The sequence below is a fragment of the Melioribacter sp. Ez-97 genome, assembly GCF_051488665.1.
Classification (GTDB): domain Bacteria; phylum Bacteroidota; class Ignavibacteria; order Ignavibacteriales; family Melioribacteraceae; genus Melioribacter.
The window spans coordinates 158120-176197 of sequence record NZ_JBPSEG010000004.1 but is presented as its reverse complement, the minus strand read 5'-3'; the positions used below and the strand labels follow the sequence as shown (position 1 = coordinate 176197).

Sequence of the window (18078 nt, the reverse complement as noted above, 5' to 3'; positions counted from 1 at the left end):
CAATTTCTTGCCGAAAAATTAAGTTTCATTCTCAATTATTTTTAATTTAATACGATAATAATATGTGGAATTCTTTCCTTCATGAACGGGAATAGGTTGAGATGTCCGAAATTATATCGATCGACGAGATTAAAAACGGTATGGTATTGGCGGAAGACATTAAAAACAGATACGGACAATTACTGATAGCCGCCGAAACCGTCCTTAATGAAAAGCATGTGCGCCTGCTGAAAACCTGGGGTGTTTCGGTTATTTCAATTGTAGGAGAAGGCGAAGAAAAGGTTGTTATAACGGAAGAAGAAAAAGAACAAAAGAAAAAAGAATTGCTCAAAGAAATCGGATGGAAACCCGATAATCCGTTTGAAGAAGATCTGATAAATATGGCTGCCGAACATAAACTCGAACAGTTAAAGTTTTATGATACCAAAAGAACAAATACTTGACAGGATTCATGACATTCCCACTTTACCAACGGTTTATACGACGGTCTCCAAAGCAATGGAAGACCCTTATATAACAAACGAAAAGATTGCCGAGATTATATCAGCCGATCAGTCCTCTTCATTTAAGATATTGAGAGTGGCAAACTCGCCGCTCTTCGGATTCCGGGGCAAGATTGATACGATTACACAGGCTATATTATACCTGGGGCATAATGAAGTGAAAAATATTTTATTTACGGTTTCGTTACTCAAAATTATGCCCGGAAGCAAAATATTATCCGCATTAAAACCCGTTGATTTATGGGCGCATTCGATATCGGTGGGCGTAGTTGCCAGAATTATCGGCAATGAAATTAAGGATAAAAAAATCGAGAACTATTTTCTCGCCGGAGTTTTACATGACTTCGGCAAGCTCTTATTTATCGAGTATTTGAATAAAGAATACGCCGAAGCTCTCGAAATTGCACAAAAAAACAAAATTGATATTTCGGCGGTCGAAGCGGATAGAATCGGAATAACTCATGCGGAGCTGGGAGCAAAATTGGCTGAGAAATGGAAACTTCCTGAAATAATTATCAATACCTTAAAAAATCATCACAAAGGGACTTCCGATTTGCCGTCGCAGGAAACTCTGGTAGCCGCCGTTCATATCGGCGATATCGCTTCAAAGCTCTTGTCGCTCGGATATTCGGGCGACCCGGTAATAAAACAACCCGTAAATACAGCCTGGCGTAAATTGTCTCTTCCGGGAAAGTTTTTTTCGAACAACCGTAAAAAAATAATACTTGAATACGAACATATATTTAAGATGCTGATGATTAACTGATGAACGCCGCTCAAGTAAACATATTGTCCGGTATCTTAAAAGCAATCGATTCAGACGACGTTGATTTTCTATTCGACGCCGCGTTGAAAGCGCTTGCCAATTCCAATAATTTAATAAAATGGTGCGCTTTTTACATTCACGACAAAGAAGCCCACGATTTCACTCTCTCCCGGATATATCCAGATTGCGACACGAAAGAAATTGAATCGGAATACGAATTGTTAATCGACGATGGAATTGTTGCAAGTCTGATAAATTCGGAGCTGCCCGTTATATGTAATAAAACCGATATAGTTATCAGAATTGCCTCCAAAGAAAATTTATTCGGTTTTATTATAATTAAATACGTTAATGAGGCTGCGGTTGAAGACGATTATACGACGCTTTCAAAATTGCTCTCGCTCTGGTTCGATAACAATCAAAAAAAGAACGGCTGCGATACGAACAATAAAAATATAGTCGAACAAAGCGCCGATCACAATAAAGCTCTGCTCGAGGGAATACAGAATCTCAGAAACATACTCGATTCGATTCAGGCCGGAATCGTGCTGATTAATCCGATTACTCAAGCTGTCGAAGACGCAAACAGCATGACCGAGAAACTGACTGGTTGGTCGAAAGAAAATTTGATCGGCATGAAACGCGAAGAACTTTTTCTTCTAAATTCGTGGGACTATAAAGAGTTCGGCAAATTGCTCGGTTCTGAATCGATACTGAAAAGAAAAGACGGTAATGTGATTCCCGTGTTGCTTACCGAAGAAAAAATTAAACTCGGAAACGAACAATTTATTTTATCCACTTTTTCCGATATAACCGAACAAAAAAAACTTGAGGACGAACTGCTCGAACTGAAATACGAGTTGGAACAAAAAGTGGAAGACAGAACAAAGGAACTGAAAGCCGCGTACGATAAATTGAAATCGGAAATGGAAGCGCGGTCGAAGCTGGAAAAAGAAAAATTAAAACTTTACTATGCGATTTATCAGAGTCCCGTTGCAATGGTAATTGTAGACCTGGAAGGTAAAATAGACTACGTAAATCCGAAATTTTACGATCTTACAGGATTTTATTACGACGATGTAATCGGCAAAAGAATCGCCGACGTTGTCGTTACGGACGACAGCAATACGTATAGAGATGAAATTATCGAAGCAATCAGACAGGATAAAGTCTGGCGCAAAGATATTAAGATTAAAACAAGAACGGGAGAATTTATCTGGGTTTCCGCTTCCGTCTCGGGCATCGTCAACGATCGCGGGCAAGTTACGCATTATCTTACCGTCTACGAGGATATATCACATAAGAAAAAAGCCGAAGAAGAAATTATCAGGTCTAAAGAAAAAGCCGAAGAAGCCGCTCGGCTCAAATCCTCTCTGCTGGCGAACATGAGCCACGAATTTCGCACTCCGTTGATCGGCATTCTCGGCTTTACGGAATTTCTGCTTGAAGACGACATTAACGAGGAAACCAAAGAAATTGTGGGAGATATAAATTCGGCGGGCAAAAGACTGTTGAATACTCTGGACAGCGTGCTTCAGTTATCTGAGCTCGAATCGCTCTCCGGATATTTGCAATTATCGAAATCTTCATTAAACGGATGGATAAAAAAGCAGTATGATTATTTCTTTCCTATCGCAGCGGCAAAAGGACTCGAATTTAAACTGAATTTACCCGGGTTTGAGCTGCATTCGGAGATAGATAATAATCTTTTTACCAGAGCGTTAGGCAATATTATTGACAATGCAATAAAATTTACTTCGAAAGGGGAGGTAAGCATATCCGCTGATGCAATCGAAAAAGAAGACGTTAAATGGAATTTAATCAGTATTAAGGACACAGGAATCGGTATTGACGATGCGGATAAAGAAATTATATTTCAGGAATTCCGGCAGGCAAGCGAAGGACACAAAAGAAATTACGAAGGCACCGGTCTCGGTCTTACGCTTTCAAAAAAAATGATTGAATATATGAAAGGCTACATAGAACTCGAAAGCCGGAAAAACGAGGGTTCAATTTTTAACGTGTATCTTCCCGCCGTCGACGATTAATTCGCGTATAAGCAATATTGCCACCGGCAGATATTCGACTGCAAGCAACAAAGGATATTCCTTCCATACTCCGTAAAGCTGATAATTCATTATTGTAACTGCCGTTACGCTTATGAGCGCGGCAAAGAAAATTCCGCTTTGCTTCGGCGCTACGGGCAATAATATTATTAACCAGCCTGCGTACCACGGATGCACTACCGGTGAAAACAGCAACATTAAAAGGTATGTATAATAAAGGTCGATCTCAATGCGCGTTCGTTTCGTATAAATGTAATAAATCATGAATACCGCCGCGTATAAGAATAAGCAAATCAATCTTGATTTCTGGTTGTGTTCCAGGAACGCGTTAATCAGGCTGAATATACTTCCGTTAAACGTCCAATTCTTCGTGAATTTTAATAGCGCCTGAAATAAATCGGGAGTATCTAAGTACGGTATAAATTGAATTGCCAGCACAAACGCGGGAATTAACGGAAATACGATTTTTCTTTTGATATCCGGTTCATATAGAAAAACTGCCGGCAGAGCAATCAGGAAAGCGGGTTTAACCGACAAAGCAAATCCCAGAAATATTAGGGAAATTATTTTGTTTATCGCGTCATTATCCGAGGACTTAAGATAGAAATAAAGAAAGAAGATAAAAAACGTAAATCCGTATCCGTCAAGATGAGCGTCAATTCCAATGTGACTTAAAATTAGAGGGCACAACGCATATAGCAAAACATTGCCTGCGTTCATGTCTCTGATTTTCAAAAGCAATAAAATTCCCGATACGGTAATCATTTCAAACAGCAGCATGAGGAGTTTTAATCCCCATACGGCTTCCCCGCCGATTAAATATCCCAGATAAAAAAGCCACTGACTAAGCGGGAAATAGATCGATTTCATATCCGGAAAATTAACTTTGCTCGGTATTATCTCGCTCGAAAGATGATTTAATTCGCTTGCATTGGGAGGATATAAATAAGGATTGATACAGTTGTACTGAACTTTGCCGTCCCAAATATATCTGTAAATGTCGTCGCTCCCGATCGGGAAATGATTTATAAATAACAAACGAATTATAAAAGCTACAGCCAATCCCATATAAAGGGTTTTTCGATCGGTTCCGTCTTTAACAAGCGCTATGGCAAAAGGCGCAAAAAGAATCGAGGAAATTATAGTAACATACGCGTAAGAAACTACGTCATAATGCAGGTAAAGATACAGATACAGTATAAACTGTAAGAAAATAACCGTTTTTATTATTTGTCCGGATTTTATTTTCATCTGGCGCCGATTTAATCCCGACTAAAATATCCGTAAAAATTATCGAATTCAAATACGGTATGAAATTTATTGTTCTTATGGCGTTTATCATTTTGATAAAATTTTATTATCCTTATAAATAAATGTAATCGAAATAATCGATTAACAGAGGGATAAAGGGATTATTAAGTGGCATAATTTCTGTACTATAACTTTACTAACTCTATTCTTAAGTCGGAGTCTGCATATTGATGAAAAAAATTGCGCTGTTTTCGGTATTTCTCATTTTGTTTTCGGGGTGCAGCGGGTCTATACTAAATAAAACCGATTTTGTGCGGGTCGTCGACTCGCATTTTGAATACAAAGGCGAGCCGTACTATTTTGCCGGGACGAATTTATGGTACGGCTGTTATCTGGGACGCAGCGGCGAGCAGGGGGGAGACCGTGAAAGGCTCAAACGCGAACTCGATTATCTGAAAGAACTCGGAATAACTAATTTGAGGATACTGGCGGCGTCGGAAAAATCGTACATTAAAGGTTCGCTCGACCCTGCTTTTCAAGACGAACCCGGAAGTTATAATGAAGATTTATTGGACGGGCTCGATTATCTCCTTTCGGAAATACGTAAACGGGGGATGTTCGCTGTCGTGTTTTTGAGTAATTATTGGGAATGGTCAGGCGGATTTGCCGTATACAACAGATGGTCGGGCGATTCGAATTACGTCGACCCGCATAACCCTACTCAGGGATGGACCGAGTTTATGAATTATTCGGCTAAATTTTACACCAACGAAAAGGCAAACGAATATTACCGGAATTTCATTTTGAAAATTATTACCAGAAAAAATAAATACACGGGTGATTATTATTATGAAGACCCGGCCATAATGGCGTGGCAGCTTGCTAACGAGCCGAGACCCGGCTGGGGCAAAGAAGGCTTCCGTAACGCCAAAAATTTTTATAAATGGATCGACGAAACCGCGGCGTTTATCCGCTCAATTGACCCCAATCATCTGATTACAACGGGGAACGAGGGCTTGGGCGGGTGTCTTAATTCGGATACGATTTTTATTAACGCTCATAAAAGTCCGAATATCGATTATGCCACTTTTCACTTGTGGGCAAAAAATTGGGGCTGGTTCGACGCCAAAAATATTGAAGGAACTTATCCTTCGACAGAATCGAAAGCTGTCGATTATTTCAACGAGCATATGAAGCTTGCGCGGCAGTTGAATAAACCGATAACGCTGGAAGAATTCGGTATGCCCAGGGATAATGAAGAGTATAATCCCGGATCGCCCGTTACTGCAAGGGACAGGTATTTTTCCAAATTGTTCGAATTGGCAGCCGACAGCGCCAAGGCGGGGGCTCCGATTGCAGGCACTAATTTCTGGGCTTGGGGCGGCGAAGGAAAAAGCGTCGACGACAATTATATCTGGCAAAAAGGCGATCCGTTTACAGGCGATCCGCCTCAGGAACCGCAGGGGCTTAATTCGATTTTTATATCGGACAAGTCGACTCTCGAAATTATATCCGGACATGCGGCGGATATGAACCGGCTTGGGAAAAGAAAATTCATTACGCGCAATTAATTCGATTTATTATGATTCGTAAATACTGTCTTTTAACGATAATAATTATTTCAATAAACGCTTGCGTTTCGGAATTCAATGTGCTCGAATTTCAAAAAGAGAAAAACTTTAGACTGGCGGATTCCAACGCGACAAGGGAAACTCTATTGCTATTTTATAACTTGAAAATGATATCGAACGCGAATACGATTTTCGGTCATCACGACGCAACGGCATACGGCGTAGGCTGGCGCGGCGAAGAAGGAAGGTCTGACGTAAAGGACGTTACAGGTTCCTATCCCGGTTTATACGGATGGGACTTCGGAGTGTTGACATGGGAGCCGAACGTGCCGAATGAAGAAAAGCGTATAACTCAACTCGTGCGGGGAGCCTACTCGAGAGGCGGAGTGAATGCTTTCTGCTGGCATGCGCCCAATCCGGTAACCGACAAATCGTTTTACGACACTACAATAGCGGTTCCGAAAATCTTACCCGGCGGTGGTTATTATCTGAAGTATCTGAGAATGCTCGACCAAATTGCGGATTTTGTCGAAACGCTGAAAGATTCTTCTGGAAATCCGATACCTCTCATATTTCGTCCTTTTCACGAATTCGACGGAAGCTGGTTCTGGTGGGGAAAGAATTTTTGCAGTCCCAAAGAATTTAAAAAGTTATGGAGAACGACGGTTGAATATCTCAGGGACAAAAGAGGCTTGAGAAATATTCTCTACGCATATTCGCCCGACAGGAATTTTTATTCCGAGGAAGATTATCTTGAGCGCTATCCGGGCGACGATTACGTCGATATCCTCGGCATGGACGACTATTACGATTTTATGCCCGACGGCGACGGAATTCAATGGATTGAAAAAAAACTTGCCATTGTGACTTCGTTGGCAGAGCGTAAAAACAAAATTGCCGCATTTACCGAAACCGGTTTGGAAGGAATTGTCGATTCCAATTGGTGGACTGAAAAACTCTACAAAACCATCGAAGGCGATTCTGTCCGAATAGCATATCTGATGGTATGGAGAAATGCAAACAAGAAACATCATTACGCTCCGTATAAAGGGCATCCGAGCGAAAGGAACTTTGTTGAATTTACTTTGACAGAAAAAATATTGCTCGAAAGAGATTTGCCCGATTTGTATTCAAGACCGATTAATGAAACGACAATTAATCAAATAAATCTTAATCAAAGGATACGACTGTTGAAAGACGTATTGGCGTATCCGGTAATTGCAAATTGAAAACGAAGAAATAAAAATGATAATTGACGGAACAAAAATTAAAAAATAAATCTACGGGAAAAATATGCAGATACACATTGTAGACCTGGCAATAATAATATTGTATTTTGCCATAGTGCTCGCCATCGGAATACTAGTGTCTAAAAGGTCGATCAAAGATATCGATTCGTACTTTCTGGGCAGCAATAAATTGCCATGGTGGATGCTTGGAATATCAAACGCATCGGGTATGTTCGACATAACCGGCACCATGTGGCTTGTTTATCTGTTGTTTGTTTACGGTATGAAAAGCGTTTGGATACCGTGGCTCTGGCCTATCTTCAATCAGGTATTCCTTTTTGCATATCTCTCTATCTGGCTGCGCCGGTCGAACGTTATGACGGGAGCGCAATGGATCGAAACGCGATTCGGGAACGGCAAAGGCGCCCGACTTGCTCATATTATTGTTGTGTGTTTCGCGCTTGTCAGCGTAGTCGGTTTTATTGCTTACGACTTTAAAGGAATCGGGAAGTTTGCAAAAATATTCCTGCCGTGGGATCTGTCGCCCGATACCTATGCAATTATTTTAATGAGCATTACGGCAATCTACGCGGTCAAAGGGGGGATGGTAAGCGTAGTGGCGACTGAAGTGCTTCAGTTTCTCGTGATGACTGTCGCTTCGATTGCAGTCGGTATTGTTGCCATGAATGCGGTCGCTCCCGACGCATTAAACGCAGTAATCCCTCACGGATGGAAAGAACTCTTTTTCGGATGGCATTTGAATCTCGATTGGTCGGGTATAATGGAATCAGTCAACGCTAAAATAGCCGAAGACGGTTATGAATTGTTTATGATTTTTATGATGATGGTATTGTTTAAGGGAATACTTGTCAGCGCGGCAGGCCCGGCTCCGAATTACGACATGCAGCGTATTTTGGCTACTAAGAATCCCAAAGAAGCTTCCAAAATGAGCTGGCTGGTGTCCCTAGTTCTCTTTTTTCCAAGATATATGATGATTGCCGGTCTCACGGTTCTGGCTCTTGTATTTCTGATGCCGGAATTAAAAGCAATGGGTCCGAATGTCGATTTCGAAATGATACTGCCTCTGGCTCTCAAAGATTTGATACCTGTCGGATTGGTCGGAGTGCTGCTGGCGGGTCTTCTTGCAGCTTTTATGTCGACGTATGCGGCTACGATCAATGCCGCTCCGGCATATGTGGTAAACGACATTTATAAGAAATTTATTAATCCGAACGCCCATCCGAAAAAATACGTTCATATGAGCATTGCCGTTTCGATATTTTTTGTGATACTCGGATTCGTTTTCGGCATAATGGCGCAGTCGGTCAATCAGATAACGCTCTGGATTGTTAACGGATTATGGGGCGGATATACAGCGGCAAACGTATTGAAATGGTATTGGTGGCGAATGAACGGATACGGTTATTTCTGGGGAATGGTAATCGGCATAGCGGCGGCTTTGATAATGCCGGTGCTTTTCCCGTCGCTCCCCGCTCTCAACGCATTTCCGTATGTGCTGGCAATCTCAGTGCTCGGTTCGGTATTGGGCAGCTATTTAACAGAGCCCGAGCCCGACAATGTATTAATGAAATTTTATATAACCGTTCGCCCCTGGGGATTGTGGAAACCGGTTCATGAGAAAGTTAAAGCCCGCTTTCCGGAATTCAATCCGAATCTCGGATTCAAAAGGGATTTGTTTAATGTTATAATCGGTATTGTATGGCAGACGACTCTTTTGGCGGCGCCGATTTATCTGGTAATTCATGAATATACTTACTTTGCGATTACTCTCGGAGTAACGGCCGTTACTTCAATAATACTCAAATTTACATGGTGGAACAAACTCGATGAAATTTGCGGGGAAGAAACGGAAAAAATATATAGAGAAATCGCTTCGAAAATTGAATGATATTCCGGGAGAAATATGAATAATAATGAAGGCATTAAAATACCGTTTAAAGAAAAAGTAGCATACGGTTGCGGAGATTTTGCATCTTCAATGTTCTGGAAACTCTTTTCGATGTTTCTGCTCTTTTTTTATACCGATATATTCGGAATATCAGCAGCTGCTGTAGGTACGATGTTTCTGGTTACGAGAATATGGGACGCAATTAACGATCCTATGATGGGAGTAATATGCGACAGAACGGAAACGCGATGGGGTAAATTCCGTCCGTACTTGCTTTTCGGCGCCGTGCCGTTTGCCGTAATCGGTATAATTACTTTCAGCACCCCGGATTTCGGTCCTACGGGCAAATTGGTCTATGCTTATGTTACCTATACGTTGATGATGATGATTTATACAGTTGTTAATGTGCCTTACTCGTCTCTTATGGGAGTAATGACAAACGATCCGCAGGAAAGGACTTCGCTTGCTTCATTCCGGTTTGTCGGAGCTTTTTCAGGCGGTATTCTGGTAACCGCGACGGCAACTTATCTTGTGGAATATTTCGGAGGCAAGGAAAATCCTGCGCAAGGATATCAATGGACCGTGGGCGTTTATGCCCTACTTGCCGCGCTTTTTTTCCTTTTCACGTTTGCCGGAACCAAAGAACGGCTTAAACCCGCCGGAGTTAAACGTTCCTCTTTAAAAGATGATCTGAAAGATATTTCGAAGAACGGTCCGTGGTTTATAATGCTTGCCGCCGGAATATCGATTTTAATTTTTAATTCCCTGCGAGACGGTTCAATCCTTTATTACTTTAAATATTTTATTAAAGACCGGTCGCTTGAAATATTCGGCGCCAGCTATAATTTTACACAGGCTGAGCTTGCTTCGGCGTATATGACTCTCTGGCTGGCAACGAATATAATCGGCGTTGTGCTTGCAAAACCGGTATCTTCTGTAATAGGAAAGAAAAAAACTTTTATGATAGCCGCGCTATTATCCGCAATACTCAGTTTTCTGCTCTATTTTTTGAAGCCCGATCAACTCATTCCGATTTTCGCGCTTAATATATTTATAGGCATAAGCGCGGGAATTGTACTGCCTTTGATTTGGTCGATGTATGCGGATATTGCCGACTATTCCGAGTGGAAAAACGGAAGACGGGCTACGGGATTAATCTTTTCTTCGTCTTCTATGTCGCAAAAATTCGGATGGACGCTCGGCGGGGCATTAACGGGATGGCTGCTGGCTTTGTTCGGATTCCAGGCAAATATCGAACAAACTTCGGAATCGTTGCTCGGCATTCGTCTGATAATCAGCGTATTTGCCGGCATAGGCGCTCTTCTTGCAGCTCTGTTTATTTTCTTCTATCCGCTTTCCGAAGATTTTATGAAAAAAATAGAAATCGAACTTGATCAAAAAAGGAACAACAACGAGGAGATAAAATGACCAAAAACGCTTTTAATAAGAGATTGAAACAGCTTTTCGAAGAACACGAAAAATTGATAAAAAGAAAAAACGCGAGACTGCCCAAAACAAACGGCGTTTTTTATCGTTATAAATACCCGGTTCTCACTGCGGAGCATACGCCGTTGTTCTGGAGATACGACTTGAATTATGAAACGAATCCTTATCTGATGGAAAGAATGGGAATTAACGCGGCATTTAACGCGGGCGCAATGGAATTCAACGGTAAGATTGTGTTGGCAGTCAGAGTTGAAGGCGCCGACAGAAAGTCGTTTATTGCAATTGCCGAATCGCCAAACGGTATAGACAATTTTAAATTCTGGGACTATCCGGTCAAAATGCCGGAAACGGACAATCCCGATACAAACGTTTACGACATGCGTTTGGTTAAGCACGAAGACGGCTGGATTTACGGAATATTCTGCACCGAGCGAAAAGACCCCGACGCGCCTCCGACCGATACTTCGGCGGCTGTCGCTCAAGCCGGCATCGCCAGAACAAAAGATTTGATTAACTGGGAAAGACTGCCGGATTTGAAAACAAAATCTCCGCAACAGAGAAACGTGGTTCTGCATCCCGAGTTTGTGGACGGGAAATACGCTTTTTATACCAGACCGCAAGACGGTTTTATAAGCACAGGTACAGGAGGAGGTATCGGATGGGGATTGACGGACTCGATTGAAAATCCGGTCATTGAAGAGGAAAAGATAATTGACGAAAGAGTGTACCATACTATTAAAGAGGTTAAAAACGGATTGGGTCCCGCACCAATAAAAACCGAAAAAGGCTGGCTGCAACTGGCTCACGGAGTCAGAAATACCGCAGCAGGATTGCGATATGTGCTTTATCTGTTTTTGACTGACTTGAAAGACCCGTCGAAAGTAATTGCAAAACCGGGGGGATATTTTATCGCTCCGGAAGGCGAAGAGAGAATAGGCGACGTTTCGAACGTAGTATTCAGCAACGGCTGGGTTAAAAAAGAAAACGGCGACGTTTTAATCTATTACGCTTCTTCCGACACGCGTATGCACGTTGCGTATTCGACCGTCGACAGACTGCTCGATTATGTAATGAATACGCCCGAAGACGGATTGAGAAGCGCCGAATGCGTAAGACAGAGATATGAATTGATAGATAAAAATCTGCGGATAATGAAAAAGCTTAAAATCTGATTTTTCGGCTTCAGCGCCTCCTAAAAAGCCATGCTAATTTAAAATTTCGGTTTAGCATGGCTTTTTATTTTTCCGCCATTTGAACAGCCGCTTTTTGCCAGTGGTTTATGAAATCATCGAATTCCGATTTTAATTCTCTGAATTGATCGTTGCTTTGATACAATTCAGAATCCTCGTCGGAAAGCATCAATATACAATTCATCAACGCTCTGCCGTTGTGATAAGTAGCTTTCCAGATTGTCCCTTTCGGAGCTGTTTTATAGTGCGGTTCTTTTTCAAGGCTTCCCCAATACCAGTCGCCGTGCTCATGGTCAATCAGATATTTTTTTACATATTCCCACTCCTGAAGGAAAAGTTTATAGTAGCGTTTCTCATTCGGGAATATTTTCGAAAAGAGTAAGAGGGCATTCAAAGCTTCAGCCTGCGCCCACCAGTTTTTGGTGTCCTTAATGATTTTGCATTCTCCTTCTGCGTAGTAGTAATAGCCTTCGTCGAAGAATCCTGCGCTCGAAGCGTCCCATCCGTTTTCGATGGCGTGGTCGAGCATTTTTTTAGCCGCGTATAAAGTGGCGGCGTCGTTTTTCAAACCGAGTTTATAAGAAGCTTCGAGCATCAGAAAAGCAGTTTCGTAATCGTGCCCGAACGATACATGATCAAGTCGATAATTTGCGTCCCGTATTTCCGGCGCGGCGTATCTGAACGAAACGGGCGTCCAGTCGCGCTCAAAAAACAATTGCAAATATCCTTTCGGGTGGGTAATCGTGTCTCTGATTAGAATTAACAACTCTTCTAACCGCTGGCGAACTTTTTCATCGCGCCACACTCCGTAGAGTTCGGTAAAGGCTTCCAGCAGATGTATGGACGAATTCTGATCCTTATAGCCCGCTTCAACTGCGTCGGTGGCTTTTGTTTTGTACGAATCGTTTTTGCCGAACGGCTTTCCTTCGCGCGTCAGAAATTGAAAATATCCTTTGTAAAGCGGATCGTATGCATGCTCTTCCAGCCAGTTGAAAGTTTCGATTGCAAGCTCGAGCGCTTCGTTATTTTTCGTAAGTCCGTACAAAGCCGATAAGCCGTAAATTGCAAACGCATTGCCGTACGTTCTTTTTTCTTCGAACCAGCCTTCCGCATCGGATAATTTACCTTCTCTGCTCCGAATCTGGAAAAAGCCGCCGTAACGCTCGTCCCACATCCGATTCTTCAGGAAATCCAAACCGTGCAATGCCGATTCGTACAACATGTCGCTGTTCAAAAATTTTGCCGCTTTGGATGTAGTCCACATGTGGCGCGACTGCGTAACGATCATTTTCTCCTGCTCTTTCATTAAACTGAGATCGTATGCCAGATTCGTAAAATATCCGCCGTATTGCTTGTCGATGACAAGCGGATACCATTTATAGATTAAATTGCTTTTTAATTCATTAAGCATCTCTTTTTGTATTCCCATCTGGTTGTCACTTTAACGTTTAATTGACTGATAACTTATCAGTACAAAAATTATGCTATTTTTTTCGTTTGTTATCGGCTCAAAAACTATATTTGTTTTTACAATAATGATATATTTTTATCAAAATGATAAAAAAGGAGTAAATTATCACTTAATTTTGACGATAAAAAAATCGATTCTTTAGGCGTAGTTTTTGCTATAAATAGATTGAATTAAACGGTATCTTTTAAACAATTTTACTTAATAAGGGGGAAATTTATGAGAATTTTAATGTTCTTTTTGTTCGCATCTTTATTGTTTGCTGAAAACGGAAAAGGATTAAAAATGCCTTCGATTTTTTCGGACAATATGGTATTGCAGCAAAATTCGAAAGTTGCCGTTTGGGGCTTGAGCAATCCCGGCGCCGAAATTACCGTTAAAGCTTCGTGGAATGAATCGGCAAAAGCGACAGCCGATCAAAACGGAAAGTGGATTGCTCATTTGAAAACTCCATCCGCAGGCGGTCCTTACTTACTAAGCGTTACAGACGGCAAATCGGAAATGGAATTCAAGAATGTATTGATTGGCGAGGTGTGGCTCTGTTCGGGGCAGTCGAATATGGAAATGCCGCTTGAAGGATGGCCTCCTACAGATACGGTTGCCCACAGCAAGGAAGTTATTGCGAATGCGACGAATAAAAATATAAGATTCTTTACTGTCACAAGAGCAATATCCGAAAAACCGGAATTCGATTGCGTGGGGCATTGGGAAGAATCGAATCCGGAATCGGCGGCAAAGTTCAGCGCAACGGCTTACTTCTTCGGGAAAAAATTGTACGAAGAATTGAATGTTCCCGTGGGATTAATTCATTCGAGCTGGGGCGGAACGCCGGTAGAAGCCTGGACGGGCGCCAAATATATTTCCACCGTCGACGAATATAAAGATATTGTCGAAAAGCTGAAGGATGCGCGTAAAGAAATCGACCGGCTTAAAGCCTGGCTTGCAGAAAAACCGACTGTCGATATCAATTCGATTAAATCGCCGACTCCGTGGAAAGGTCTTGACTTGAACGATTCCGAATGCGCAAAACCCGACTTCGACGATTCGGCTTGGAAAACGATGGACCTGCCCGTTAAATGGGAATCGACGGAAATCGGCAATTTCGACGGCGTAGTCTGGTTCAGAAAAAACGCGACTATCAAAGATGAATGGGTTAATAAAGAATTGATTTTGGAACTCGGACCGATTGACGACATGGACGTTACTTACGTTAACGGCGTAAAATTAGGAGGTTACGAAGAAGGAGGCTATTGGCAGACAGACCGGATTTATAGAATTCCCGCCGAATTAGTGAAGGATAAAAATATAATGATTGCCGTTCGGGTTATCGACACGCAAGGCGGCGGAGGAATTTGGGGTTCGTCCGAAAAAATGAAAATTCGCCCCGCCGATTCGAACGAGTCGATTTCTCTGGCAGGCGCGTGGAAATATTTGCCTGTCGCCGAATATTACGGCGGCAAGTTGTATCTGTTCGACGTTAAAAATGCCGAATATTATAAACGTCCGAAATTGTCCGTTGAATATTCGTCGTTCACTCCGACTCTCCTTTTTAACGGCATGATTGCCCCGTTGATACCTTACGGCATTAAAGGAGCTATCTGGTATCAGGGCGAGTCGAACGCGGGAAATCCCGAATTGTATAAAACGCTTTTTCCTTTAATGATTAAAAACTGGAGAGAAGAATGGGGGCTGGGCGATTTCCCGTTTTATTACGTACAAATTGCGCCTTACAATTACGGTCCGAACGTTGAATCTCAGAAATTGAGAGAAGCTCAGCTCATGACGCTTTCCGTGCCCAATACAGGCATGGCTGTAACTCTCGACATCGGCAATCCGAATAACATTCATCCCGCGAACAAAAAGGATGTGGGAGAACGGCTTGCAAGATGGGCTCTGGCTAAAAATTACGGCAAGAAAATCGAATTTTCCGGACCCATCTATAAATCGATGAAAATAGAAGGCAATAAAATAATTCTTACATTCGACTATACAGACGGCGGATTGGTAATTAAAGAAATCAACGGAGAAAATAATTTCCTTATTGCCGGGAAAGATAAAGTATTTAAAAAAGCCAAAGTGGAAATCAAAGACGATAAATTAATTGTCTATTCCGATAGCGTCGAGAAACCCGCAGCCGTACGTTATTGCTGGGATAACATTTCGGAAGGCACGCTTTTCAATAAAGCCGGGCTTCCCGCTTCTTCGTTCAGAACGGACAATTGGGATTAAAAAAGGGAATAAAAATGAAAAACATAATTAAGTTAATCATATTGTTTTTATTTGCCTCGAAAATCAGTTTTACAAACGCTCAGGAAACCAAGTATCATGCATGGTGGCACGACTCGTATTTGAAAGAATCGTTCGAAACTCCTGATAAAAAGAAACTGCCTCTAATTAAAGTGGAAGGGAATCGATTCGTGAATGAAAACGGAGACACTGTTTTGTTCAGGGGCGTTTCTATTTCCGACCCCGATAAAATTGCAAATCAAGGTTATTGGAATAAAAAGCATTTCGAAAAAGTAAGAGAACTCGGAACGATGATTGTGCGCATTCCCGTTCATCCGATAGCATGGCGCGAAAGAGGCGAGAAAAATTATTTGAAATTGCTCGACCAGGCGGTAGAATGGTGTACGGAGCTCGGAATGTATATTATAATCGACTGGCACACAATAGGAAATCTCGGAATGGAATTGTTCCAGGACCCGATGTATGAAACTACCAAAAAAGAGACGTTCGAATTCTGGCGGACAATCGCAAGGAGATACAGCGGAAACAATACGGTCGCATTTTATGAGCTATTCAACGAACCGACGCTCTATTTTAATCAGCTCGGTATAATGTCGTGGACGGAATGGAAAGAATTGAACGAAAAGATGATTGCTTTAATCAGGGCTTACGATGCTGAAACAATTCCGCTGGTTGCCGGATTCGACTGGGCTTACGATTTAACTCCCTTGCTTATCGAACCCGTTGAAGCCGAAAATATCGGCTACGTAACGCATCCGTATCCGCATAAACGCACAAAGCCGTGGGAGCCCAAATGGGAAGAAAATTTCGGCTTTGCAGCTCGGAAGTATCCGGTAATCGCAACGGAAATCGGATTTACTATGGGCGACGAATCGATCAATTCAAACGGAGAATACGGAGAGGCGATTATTAATTATCTCGAATCAAAAGGCATCAGCTGGGTCTGGTGGGTATTCGACCCGGAATGGCATCCGAAAATGTTCGAATCGTGGGATACGTATAAACTTACCGACAGCGGCAAGTTTTATAAAGCAGTAATGGAAGGGAAAAAATAATACAATGAATAAAAAGAATTCGATGGCTATTTTTGTAAAATGAACCGAACGAATTATTTATGAATACTAAATTCAAATGGGCGCTCGGCATTCTGATTGTGTCTGTCTTCGCTTATTATGCGATTAACTTTTTCGTTAACCGGAGCGAGGGCGACAAGGTCGTCGAAATTTATTTTGCCGACAGAATTACGGCGGCTCATAAAAAGTTAATAGAAATTTATAACGAGAGAAACAAAGGTAAAGTACGCGTAATTCCGATCGACTTTCCCAATTTCGATTTTAGTACAAATGAAAGAAAGGAAGTCCTGGCGCGTTCGCTGCGTGGCACAGGCGACGGCATTGATCTCTTTGCGGTCGATATTATCTGGGTGCAGAGATTTGCAAAATGGGGCGAGTCGCTCGACAAATATTTGACCGAAGAGGAAAAAAAACGGCTTCTGCCTTTAGCCGTGGAATCGTGTTATTTTAACGGCGAATTGGTCGCCGTTCCTCTTGTGCTTGTAAACAGTATTTGTTATTACCGGGAAGACCTGGCAGAGACTCTCCCAAATGGTAAAGAACTGATAGAAAAGTTAGACAGCTCCAATATTACATGGGAAGAATTTTTGAGCTACAGAAACGAATACAAAGGCGACAAGCCGTTTTATATCTTTCCAGCCGCCGATTACGAAGGCATGATATGTAACTTTATGGAATTCCTTTTAAGCCAGAATCCGAATTACTTTCAGCAATACGGTTTTAATCTCGACAGACCCGAAGCCGAAAAAGCTTTGCAATTTATGGTAGATCTTATTTATAAATATAAAGCGACGCCGCCGGTTGTAACCAAATTTACGGAGATTTCGAGCTACGAATACTTTATTAAAAATGACGGATTTGTTATACACGGCTGGCCTACCTACGACATGGATTTTATTAACGAACCTTATGACAAAGAAAAGCAGTCTAAACTGAAGAAAATGCGGATACCGTATTTTAAGGGCGGCGTTCCCACGTCGATTGTTGGTGGGTGGGATTTGATGGTATCCAAATTTTCGACCAAGAAGAAAGAAACAATCGATTTCCTGAAATTTTTATTGAGCGACGAAGCTCAGGAAATTTTCTACAAATTAAGCGGGCATTATCCCGTCATAAAAAGATTTTATGAAGACACGCTCTATTTGAATAAGTACCCTGAAATTCCAAAGATAAAAGAATATTTGAAAACGGCTAAGCACAGACCCGCGCACCCCGACTATACGAGATTTTCAAAAATAATGTCGTACTATATCGACGAGGCTTTGAAGAAACGACTGCCTGTAAAAGAAGCTTTGAACAAAGCCACAAACGCAATTCAACTTGAAAAAAATATTTTACAGGAGAGATGAGCGGAGTTTT

At 41.9% G+C, this 18078-nt stretch carries 13 protein-coding genes; 11 read left to right on the top strand and 2 right to left on the bottom strand.

The genetic code is table 11. From position 1 onward, the window contains the following. Window positions 1-101: 101 nt before the first annotated feature. Genes ACSSWA_RS07180 through ACSSWA_RS07170 form a run of 3 tightly spaced genes read left to right on the top strand, consistent with a single transcriptional unit; the run spans window position 102 to window position 3317 of the window. Window positions 102-443 carry a hypothetical protein gene (locus ACSSWA_RS07180; protein ID WP_437355882.1) on the top strand — a complete coding sequence of 114 codons (342 nt, stop codon included), beginning with the start codon at window positions 102-104 and terminating at the stop codon, window positions 441-443. Then, window positions 418-1269: an HDOD domain-containing protein gene (locus tag ACSSWA_RS07175; protein ID WP_437355881.1), complete on the top strand. Its 852-nt coding sequence runs from the start codon at window positions 418-420 to the stop codon at window positions 1267-1269. Before ACSSWA_RS07180 ends, ACSSWA_RS07175 begins: the two co-directional genes overlap by 26 nt. Continuing rightward, window positions 1269-3317 (top strand): sensor histidine kinase, encoded by a 2049-nt coding sequence (locus ACSSWA_RS07170; protein WP_437355880.1) that lies wholly within the window; start codon window positions 1269-1271, stop codon window positions 3315-3317. Before ACSSWA_RS07175 ends, ACSSWA_RS07170 begins: the two co-directional genes overlap by 1 nt. Here ACSSWA_RS07170 and ACSSWA_RS07165 read toward each other — a convergent pair. Then, window positions 3279-4586 (bottom strand): hypothetical protein, encoded by a 1308-nt coding sequence (locus ACSSWA_RS07165; RefSeq protein ID WP_437355879.1) that lies wholly within the window; start codon window positions 4584-4586, stop codon window positions 3279-3281. The genes ACSSWA_RS07170 and ACSSWA_RS07165 overlap by 39 nt on opposite strands. A 230-nt stretch (window positions 4587-4816) precedes the next feature. On the opposite strand from ACSSWA_RS07165, the gene ACSSWA_RS07160 reads away from it, so the two are divergent. From ACSSWA_RS07160 to ACSSWA_RS07140, 5 genes are all read left to right on the top strand, one after another. Then, a complete protein-coding gene (locus tag ACSSWA_RS07160; protein ID WP_437355878.1) occupies window positions 4817-6157 on the top strand; it encodes a glycoside hydrolase 5 family protein in 1341 nt (446 codons plus the stop codon). 80 nt (window positions 6158-6237) lie between these two features. Further along, window positions 6238-7386: a glycoside hydrolase family 26 protein gene (locus tag ACSSWA_RS07155; protein WP_437355877.1), complete on the top strand. Its 1149-nt coding sequence runs from the start codon at window positions 6238-6240 to the stop codon at window positions 7384-7386. A 64-nt stretch (window positions 7387-7450) separates the two neighbouring features. Next, entirely contained in the window at window positions 7451-9295 is a 1845-nt protein-coding gene (locus tag ACSSWA_RS07150) for a sodium:solute symporter family protein (RefSeq protein WP_437355876.1), read from the top strand. 15 nt (window positions 9296-9310) lie between these two features. Further along, complete coding sequence (locus ACSSWA_RS07145) at window positions 9311-10723, top strand: MFS transporter (RefSeq protein WP_437355875.1); 1413 nt, start codon at window positions 9311-9313, stop codon at window positions 10721-10723. Beyond that, window positions 10720-11913 carry a glycoside hydrolase family 130 protein gene (locus ACSSWA_RS07140; protein WP_437355874.1) on the top strand — a complete coding sequence of 398 codons (1194 nt, stop codon included), beginning with the start codon at window positions 10720-10722 and terminating at the stop codon, window positions 11911-11913. The genes ACSSWA_RS07145 and ACSSWA_RS07140 overlap by 4 nt, the downstream gene beginning before the upstream one ends. Window positions 11914-11977: 64 nt before the next feature. Here ACSSWA_RS07140 and ACSSWA_RS07135 read toward each other — a convergent pair whose 3' ends face one another. Further along, window positions 11978-13360: an AGE family epimerase/isomerase gene (locus tag ACSSWA_RS07135; RefSeq protein ID WP_437355873.1), complete on the bottom strand. Its 1383-nt coding sequence runs from the start codon at window positions 13358-13360 to the stop codon at window positions 11978-11980. Window positions 13361-13618: 258 nt separating this feature from the next. On the opposite strand from ACSSWA_RS07135, the gene ACSSWA_RS07130 reads away from it, so the two are divergent. From ACSSWA_RS07130 to ACSSWA_RS07120, 3 genes are read left to right on the top strand one after another with little or no spacing between them, the layout of a single operon-like run. After that, window positions 13619-15628 (top strand): sialate O-acetylesterase, encoded by a 2010-nt coding sequence (locus ACSSWA_RS07130; protein ID WP_437355872.1) that lies wholly within the window; start codon window positions 13619-13621, stop codon window positions 15626-15628. A gap of 14 nt (window positions 15629-15642) precedes the next feature. Next, a complete protein-coding gene (locus ACSSWA_RS07125) occupies window positions 15643-16701 on the top strand; it encodes a glycoside hydrolase family 5 protein (RefSeq protein ID WP_437355871.1) in 1059 nt (352 codons plus the stop codon). Window positions 16702-16760: 59 nt separating this feature from the next. Then, a complete protein-coding gene (locus tag ACSSWA_RS07120) occupies window positions 16761-18068 on the top strand; it encodes an extracellular solute-binding protein (RefSeq protein WP_437355870.1) in 1308 nt (435 codons plus the stop codon). The last annotated feature ends 10 nt before the right edge of the window (window positions 18069-18078 follow it).

Excerpts from the sequence above, each read along its gene's own strand:
- ACSSWA_RS07120 (WP_437355870.1), top strand. The coding sequence starts at position 16,761 with ATGAATACTAAATTCAAATGGGCGCTCGGCATTCTGATTGTGTCTGTC.
- ACSSWA_RS07130 (WP_437355872.1), top strand. The coding sequence starts at position 13,619 with ATGAGAATTTTAATGTTCTTTTTGTTCGCATCTTTATTGTTTGCTGAA.
- ACSSWA_RS07160 (WP_437355878.1), top strand. The coding sequence starts at position 4,817 with ATGAAAAAAATTGCGCTGTTTTCGGTATTTCTCATTTTGTTTTCGGGG.
- ACSSWA_RS07180 (WP_437355882.1), top strand. The coding sequence starts at position 102 with ATGTCCGAAATTATATCGATCGACGAGATTAAAAACGGTATGGTATTG.
- ACSSWA_RS07135 (WP_437355873.1), bottom strand. The coding sequence starts at position 13,360 with ATGGGAATACAAAAAGAGATGCTTAATGAATTAAAAAGCAATTTAATC.
- ACSSWA_RS07145 (WP_437355875.1), top strand. The coding sequence starts at position 9,311 with ATGAATAATAATGAAGGCATTAAAATACCGTTTAAAGAAAAAGTAGCA.
- ACSSWA_RS07150 (WP_437355876.1), top strand. The coding sequence starts at position 7,451 with ATGCAGATACACATTGTAGACCTGGCAATAATAATATTGTATTTTGCC.
- ACSSWA_RS07175 (WP_437355881.1), top strand. The coding sequence starts at position 418 with ATGATACCAAAAGAACAAATACTTGACAGGATTCATGACATTCCCACT.
- ACSSWA_RS07165 (WP_437355879.1), bottom strand. The coding sequence starts at position 4,586 with ATGAAAATAAAATCCGGACAAATAATAAAAACGGTTATTTTCTTACAG.
- ACSSWA_RS07170 (WP_437355880.1), top strand. The coding sequence starts at position 1,269 with ATGAACGCCGCTCAAGTAAACATATTGTCCGGTATCTTAAAAGCAATC.
- ACSSWA_RS07140 (WP_437355874.1), top strand. The coding sequence starts at position 10,720 with ATGACCAAAAACGCTTTTAATAAGAGATTGAAACAGCTTTTCGAAGAA.
- ACSSWA_RS07125 (WP_437355871.1), top strand. The coding sequence starts at position 15,643 with ATGAAAAACATAATTAAGTTAATCATATTGTTTTTATTTGCCTCGAAA.